Here is a 6,752-nt window from a genome sequence, read left to right on the forward strand (position 1 = left end):
AAAAAGGAACCCCAGCATGACGACGATGTCTGCCGCTCAGGCCCACCACTCGCACGCCGACCACTCCGACGACGCCGCTGCCGCGACCGCGACCGCGACCGCCGCGTCCGTCTCGGGCTCGGGCGACCCGCTCCGCGGCCTCGCCGCCGACGAGATCGTCGCGACCCGCGAGATCCTCGCCGCCGCCGGCCTCGTCGCCGAGACCACGCGCTTCGTCTACGTCGGCGTCGACGAGCCCGACAAGGCCCACGTGCTCGCCGGCGGCGACCTGCCCCGCGTCATCCGGGCACTGCTGCTCGACCAGGCCACGGGCGCGGCGCACGATGCGCGCGTCTCGCTCACCGAACGTGCGGTCCTGCGCGCCGACGAGATCGACGGCGCCGACGGCCAGCTGCCGATCCTCGACGTCGAGTTCGAGTCGATCTACGACATGCTCGGGGCGGAGGAGGAATGGCACGCCGCGCTCGCGAAGCGCGGCATCACGCACGACCAGGTCGCGCTCGCGCCGCTCTCGGCGGGCCAGTACGGCTTCGAGGACGAGCGCGGGCGCCGCGTCATCCGGGTGCTCGCCTTCATGCGGCAGTACGAACAGGACCACTGCTGGGCCCACCCCGTCGACGGCCTGTGCGCCTACGTCGACATGGTCGAGGGCCGCATGTTCAAGCTCGTCGACCACAAGGTCTACGAGATCCCGGCCGAGGGCGGCAACTTCGACGACCCCGAGGTGCAGGGCGCGCCGCTCGACACCCTCAAGCCCATCGCGATCACGCAGCCCGAGGGCCCGAGCTTCACGGTCGAGGGCGACCAGGTCTCGTGGGCGAACTGGCGGTTCTCGCTCGCGTTCGACGCGCGCGAGGGGCTGGTGCTGCGCCGCATCCGCTACGCCGACGCCGACCAGGGCGGCGAGGAGCGCGACATCATCTACCGCGCGTCCATCGCCGAGATGGTCGTGCCCTACGGCGACCCGTCGCCCGCGCGGTTCTGGCAGAACTACTTCGACACCGGCGAGTACGTGTTCGGCCGGTACGCCAACTCGCTCGTGCTGGGCTGCGACTGCCTCGGCGAGATCCGCTACTTCGACGCGACGCTCGCCGACGAGTTCGGCAACCCCCGCGTCATCCCGAACGCGATCTGCATGCACGAGGAGGACTACGGCACCCTCTGGAAGCACACCGACATCTACACGGGCTCGAACGAGGTGCGCCGCCAGCGCCGTCTCGTGATCAGCTTCTTCACCACCGTCGGCAACTACGACTACGGGTTCTACTGGTACCTCTACCTCGACGGCACGATCGAGTGCGAGGCCAAGCTCACGGGCGTGCTGTTCAGTTCGGCCTTCGACCCCGAGGCCGGCGACTACGCCAGCCAGGTCGCGCCCGGGCTCGGGGCGCCCTACCACCAGCACCTCTTCAGCGCGCGCCTCGACATGATGGTCGACGGCGTCGCGAACGCGGTCGACGAGGTCGACGCCGTGCGCGTGCCGATGGGCGAGGGGAACGAGTACGGCAACGCGTTCACCAAGAAGCGCACGCGCCTGCGCACCGAGTCGGAGGCCGTGCGCGACGCCGACCTCAGCGTGGGCCGGGCCTGGCACATCGTGAACACCGAGAAGACGAACCGCCTCGGCCAGCCGGTCGCCTACGAGCTGCTCGCGCAGGGAGGGCCGACGCTCATGGCCGACCCCGAGTCGGTCATCGCCAAGCGCGCCGGCTTCACGCGCAACCACCTGTGGGTCACGCGCTACGCGCAGGACGAGCGGTACCCTGCGGGCGACCTGGTGAACCAGAACCCGGGCGGCGACGGCCTGCCGCGCTATACCGCGGCCGACCGCTCCATCGACGGCGAGGACGTGGTCGTGTGGCACACCTTCGGCCCCACGCACTTCCCCCGCGTCGAGGACTGGCCCGTCATGCCGGTCGACTACGCCAAGTTCACGCTCAAGCCGTACGGCTTCTTCGACCGCAACCCCACGCTCAACGTGCCGTCGTCCGAGTCGATGGGCATGGCCTGCCACACGGATGTCGCGGGGCACGGGTCGCACGCGGGCGCGTGCGACTGCGCCGCCGGCGCGTGCACCTGCGAGGGCCACGCGCACTGACCTCGAGTCCGGGCTCCTGGCGGGCGGATGGCGCGAGCAGCGCCATCCGCCCCTCGACGTCTCGTCAGCGGAGCAGGTCGAGGTACCCGTCGAGCAGGCGCGTGAGGCGCTCCGCCGACGAGCTCGCGGGAGAGACCACCGCGACGACCTGGACGCCGTCGACGAGTGCCATGAAGAGGTCGGTCACGCTCGCGACGTCCACGTCGTCGCGGACCTCGCCGAGCCGCTTGGCCGTCTCGAGGTGGTCGGTGATCTCGCCGCGCCACTGCTGCATCGTGCGCTCGTGCAGCGCCAGCAGCTCGGGTTCGTTCGCCGCGTACTCCCAGAACGGGATGACGATGCGCGCCTCGAGCAGCCGCTCCTCGTCGAGCGGGAAGATCTGGAGCATGAGGGCGCGCAGCGCGGCGAGGCCCTCGAGGTCGGCGCGCACGGCCGCGAAGCGCTCGTTCGTCGCCGCGAAGACGTGCTCGAACGTCGCGCCGATCAGCTCCTCCTTGTTCCGGAAGTAGGGGAACAGGCCGCCGTTCGCGACGCCCGACGCCTTGGCGATCTCGCGCATGGTCGTCGCGCGGAACCCCTTCGCGGCGATGAGCCGCCACGTCGCGTGCACGATCGAGAGACGGCGCTCATCGTGGTCGACGATCTTCGGCATGGCCTCTCCCGGATGTCGGTGCGCTCGTGCTCCACGATACGGGGGAGCGCGACGGCGGCCGCACGGATGGGGTTCCGTGCGGCCGCCGTGTCGTGGCGAAGGTGGCGTCAGCCGTTGATCACCTGGGGCACGCCGAGCGCCTTCAGTCCCTCGACGCCGAACTCGAGGCCGTACCCCGACTGCTTGGCGCCGCCGAACGGCACCATGGGGTGCACCGCGCCGTGCGAGTTGATCCAGACGGTGCCGGCGTCGATCCGTGCGGCGACCGCGCGAGCCTGCTCGCGATCCGACGACCAGACCGAGGCGCCGAGGCCCACGTCGACGCCGTTCGCCCGCCGGATCACGTCGTCGAGGTCGCGGTACCGGATGATCGGCAGCGCCGGCCCGAACTGCTCCTCGGCGACCAGGGGGGCATCGTCGTCGATGTCGGCGACCAGCGTGGTCGGGTAGAAGTGGCCCGGCTGGTCGCGGTCGGGGTCGCCGCCGAGCAGCACGCGCGCGCCCGAGGCCTTGGCCGACTCGACGAGGCGGTCGACGATGTCGAACTGCTGCCGGTTCTGCAGTGGCCCGAGCACGTTCTCCTCGTCGAGGCCGACGCCCATCGGCATCGCCCGGGCGACATCGACCAGCGCGTCGCAGACGGCGTCGTAGACGTCGTCGTGCACGTAGAGGCGCTTGAGAGCGGCGCAGGTCTGCCCGGTGTTGATGAACGCACCCCAGAACAGGCCCTCGGCGATGGCCTTCGGGTCGACGTCGGGCAGCACGATGCCGGCGTCGTTGCCGCCGAGCTCGAGCGTGAGGCGCTTGACCGTGTCGGCGGAGCTGCGGATGATCGCCTTGCCCGTCGCGGTCGAGCCCGTGAACATCACCTTGCCGACGGACGGGTGCGTCGAGAGCGCGGCGCCGACGTCGCGGCCGCCGCTGACCACCTGGAGCACGCCCTCGGGCAGCACGCCGTTGATCACGTGCACGAGCGCGAGCACGCTGAGCGGCGTGTACTCGGAGGGCTTGACGACGACGGTGTTGCCCATGCGCAGCGCCGGTGCGATCTGCCACACGGTGATCATCTGCGGCCAGTTCCACGGACCGATCGCGCCGACGACGCCGATCGGGCGGTAGGTCAGCTCGGCGTGCGTCTGCCCGTCGTCGAACACCACCTCGGTCTCGAGCGGCGTCGCGGCCGCGGCGCGCATCCATCCGGATGCCCCGCCCACCTCGAAGCGCGCGTTCGGTCCGTTCAGCGGCTTGCCCTGCTCACGCGAGAGCAACTGCGCGAGCGCCTCGGCGTTCGCGTCGATCGCGTCGGCGGCCGCGAGGAGCAGTTCGCTCCGGCGGTCGTGCCCGAGCGCCGCCCAGGCCGGCTGCGCGACCGTGGCCGTCGCGACGGCGCGGTCGAGGTCGTCGACGGTGTGCACGGGCGCCCGGCCGATCAGGTCGCCGGTCGCCGGGTCGAGGATCTCGCGCGTCTCGCCGGTCTCGGGCGTGATCGCGTCGAGGAGGCCGGCGTACGGCGCCTCGAGAACGCGGGTCGGGGTGTCGATGGTCATGTCTCCTCCACATCGAGTCGTGGCCACCCACGCTATGGACGGGCGCGCGCCGCGACTTGTCGCGGTGCGCGCCGCGGTTGACCGACCGCGCAGGGATGGGTGCGTCATCCGCTCGACCGGCACGGCAGAATGGCTCGGGTGAAGACCATCCAGCTGCGCAACTACACGCTCGTCGACGGGGAGTACGACGCCTTCGTGGCGTGGTGGCAGGAGTGGATGCCGGTCGTGCGGCCCGAGGCGGGCTTCACGATCGAGTTCGCGTACGGGCTCCGCGAGTCGAACCGGTTCGTCTGGGCCGTGAGCGCGCCCGGCGACGCCGACGCCTTCCGCGCGCTCGAGCAGGAGTACCTCGCGTCCGACGCCCGGGCGGCGGCGTTCGACGGCGTGCCGCAGCGCGTCGCGGTCTACGACATCTCGCTCGTCGACGACGTCTTCTGATCCGGATGGCGCGCCCCCGCGCCATCCGTCGTCCTCCGACTCACGCGAAATCGCCCCTGGTAGGGCCGTTTCGCGTGAGTCGTGCCATGAACGCCGGTCGCTGGACGTCGAGTACACTGGCAGCGGCTCGAGGTACCGCCGTGTACGCCCTTCCCGCTCGCACGGGCCGATACGATTCTGTACACCCCCAAAACTGAGTGCGGTCGACGCTGCCCACCACGCGCGCGGCCGAGAAGGGCCTGACGTGAGCCACGAGTTCGAATCCCGCCGCGAGGACTGGATCGCCCGAGAGGAGCTCGCCGAGCGGATGATCCCGCTCGTCGGCGGCCTCTACCGTCGCCACGGGGTGGTGACCAGCATCCACGGCCGTCGCCTGATCAACGCCTCGGCGATCGACCTGCTGAAGGCCCACCGCTTCGCGCGCCAGGCCGGCGACGTCGAGCTCGCGCTCGACGACACGATGCGCGTGCTCGAGGCGCTGACCGAGGTCGAGCCGGCTCCCGCGTCGATCGACGTGGCCCGGCTCGTCGCCCGGTTCCACGCCGCCGAGCCCGGCACCGACCTCGTCGACTTCCTGCGCGCCGAGCTGGCGCCCGTGCTCGTCGACCCCGATGCCGACGGCGCCCGCCCCGCGGCATCCGGCACCGACGTCGTGCTCTACGGCTTCGGCCGCATCGGGCGGCTGCTCGCGCGCATCCTGATCGCCCACTCGGGCGGCGGCCAGGGCCTGCGCCTGCGCGCGATCGTCGTGCGCAAGGGTGCCGAGAACGACCTGCAGAAGCGGGCCAGCCTGCTGCGCCGCGACTCGGTGCACGGCCCGTTCCAGGGCACCATCACGGTCGACGAGGAGGCGAACACCATCCTCGCGAACGGCACGCTCATCCAGGTCATCTACTCCGACGACCCGGGCTCGATCGACTACACGGCGTACGGCATCTCCGACGCGATCGTCGTCGACAACACGGGCCGCTGGCGCGACGAGGCCGGGCTCTCGCGCCACCTCGAGTCCGCAGGCGTCGCGCGGGTGCTGCTCACCGCGCCGGGCAAGGGCGCGATCAAGAACATCGTGCACGGCATCAACCACGACGCCATCACCCCCGACGACCGCGTCCTGTCGGCGGCCTCCTGCACGACCAATGCGATCACCCCGGTGCTCGCCGCGATCGAGGACGCCTACGGCATCGTGCGCGGCCACGTCGAGACGGTGCACTCGTTCACCAACGACCAGAACCTCATCGACAACTTCCACAAGGGCGACCGCCGCGGCCGCTCCGCGGTGCTCAACATGGTGATCGCCGAGACGGGCGCCGCGAAGGCCGTGTCGAAGGCGCTGCCCGCGCTCGAGGGCAAGCTCACCGGCAGCGCCATCCGGGTGCCGACGCCCGACGTGAGCCTCGCCATCCTGAACCTGCAGCTCGAGCGGCCGACCGACAAGGCGACGCTGAACGCGTACCTCCGTCAGGTCTCGCTCACCTCGCCGCTGCGTCAGCAGGTCGACTACATCGAGTCGCCCGAAGTCGTCTCGACCGACTTCGTCGGCTCGAACCGTGCTGGCATCGTCGACGGCCTGGCCACGATCGCGGATGGCACGGACGTCGTGCTCTACGTCTGGTACGACAACGAGTACGGCTACTCGTGCCAGGTCGTGCGCGTCATCGAGGCGATGGCGGGCACCCACCCGGTGGTGCTGCCCGAGCGGCAGCCGGTGCGCGTCGAACAGGTCGTCGCGGCCGCCGTGCCCGAGGTCGCCGAGGTCGGCTGAGCCGCATCGTGTGAGGGTCGAGGAGGCCGCTCGCGGCCGTCTCGCTTGCGAGGGTTGAGGAGGCCGCTCGCGGCCGTCTCGCTTGTGAGGGTTGAGGAGGCCGCTTGCGGCCGTCTCGAAACCCGGCGGTGCGCGTGCGGCTCCGGGTTTCGAGACGCTCGCTGCGCTCGCTCCTCAACCCTCGCGAGGCGGCCGCGCGGCTCCGGGTTTCGAGACGCTCGCTGCGCTCGCTCCTCAACCCTCGCGAGGCGGCCG

5 protein-coding genes are annotated in these 6,752 nt (G+C 71.1%); 3 read left to right on the top strand and 2 right to left on the bottom strand.

Annotated elements, in window-relative coordinates; all coding sequences use genetic code 11:
• Positions 1–16 precede the first annotated feature (16 nt).
• Entirely contained in the window at positions 17–2,098 is a 2,082-nt protein-coding gene (locus AC3RKB_RS11645; protein WP_491436304.1) for a primary-amine oxidase, read from the top strand.
• 64 nt (positions 2,099–2,162) lie between these two features.
• Here the strand turns inward: AC3RKB_RS11645 and AC3RKB_RS11650 are convergent, their stop codons facing one another.
• Positions 2,163–2,750, bottom strand: coding sequence for a TetR/AcrR family transcriptional regulator (locus AC3RKB_RS11650; RefSeq protein ID WP_491436305.1), 588 nt, complete (start codon positions 2,748–2,750; stop codon positions 2,163–2,165).
• A gap of 107 nt (positions 2,751–2,857) precedes the next feature.
• Positions 2,858–4,297: an aldehyde dehydrogenase family protein gene (locus tag AC3RKB_RS11655; protein ID WP_491436306.1), complete on the bottom strand. Its 1,440-nt coding sequence runs from the start codon at positions 4,295–4,297 to the stop codon at positions 2,858–2,860.
• A gap of 138 nt (positions 4,298–4,435) precedes the next feature.
• Here AC3RKB_RS11655 and AC3RKB_RS11660 point away from each other — a divergent pair, with 138 nt between their 5' ends.
• Together AC3RKB_RS11660 and AC3RKB_RS11665 are read left to right on the top strand one after the other, a co-directional pair.
• Positions 4,436–4,735, top strand: coding sequence for a hypothetical protein (locus tag AC3RKB_RS11660; RefSeq protein ID WP_491436307.1), 300 nt, complete (start codon positions 4,436–4,438; stop codon positions 4,733–4,735).
• A gap of 244 nt (positions 4,736–4,979) precedes the next feature.
• Positions 4,980–6,497: a glyceraldehyde-3-phosphate dehydrogenase gene (locus AC3RKB_RS11665; protein ID WP_491436308.1), complete on the top strand. Its 1,518-nt coding sequence runs from the start codon at positions 4,980–4,982 to the stop codon at positions 6,495–6,497.
• The last annotated feature ends 255 nt before the right edge of the window (positions 6,498–6,752 follow it).

Source organism: Agromyces capsici (assembly GCF_058349965.1).

Excerpts from the sequence above, each read along its gene's own strand:
- AC3RKB_RS11650 (WP_491436305.1), bottom strand. The coding sequence starts at position 2,750 with ATGCCGAAGATCGTCGACCACGATGAGCGCCGTCTCTCGATCGTGCAC.
- AC3RKB_RS11645 (WP_491436304.1), top strand. The coding sequence starts at position 17 with ATGACGACGATGTCTGCCGCTCAGGCCCACCACTCGCACGCCGACCAC.
- AC3RKB_RS11655 (WP_491436306.1), bottom strand. The coding sequence starts at position 4,297 with ATGACCATCGACACCCCGACCCGCGTTCTCGAGGCGCCGTACGCCGGC.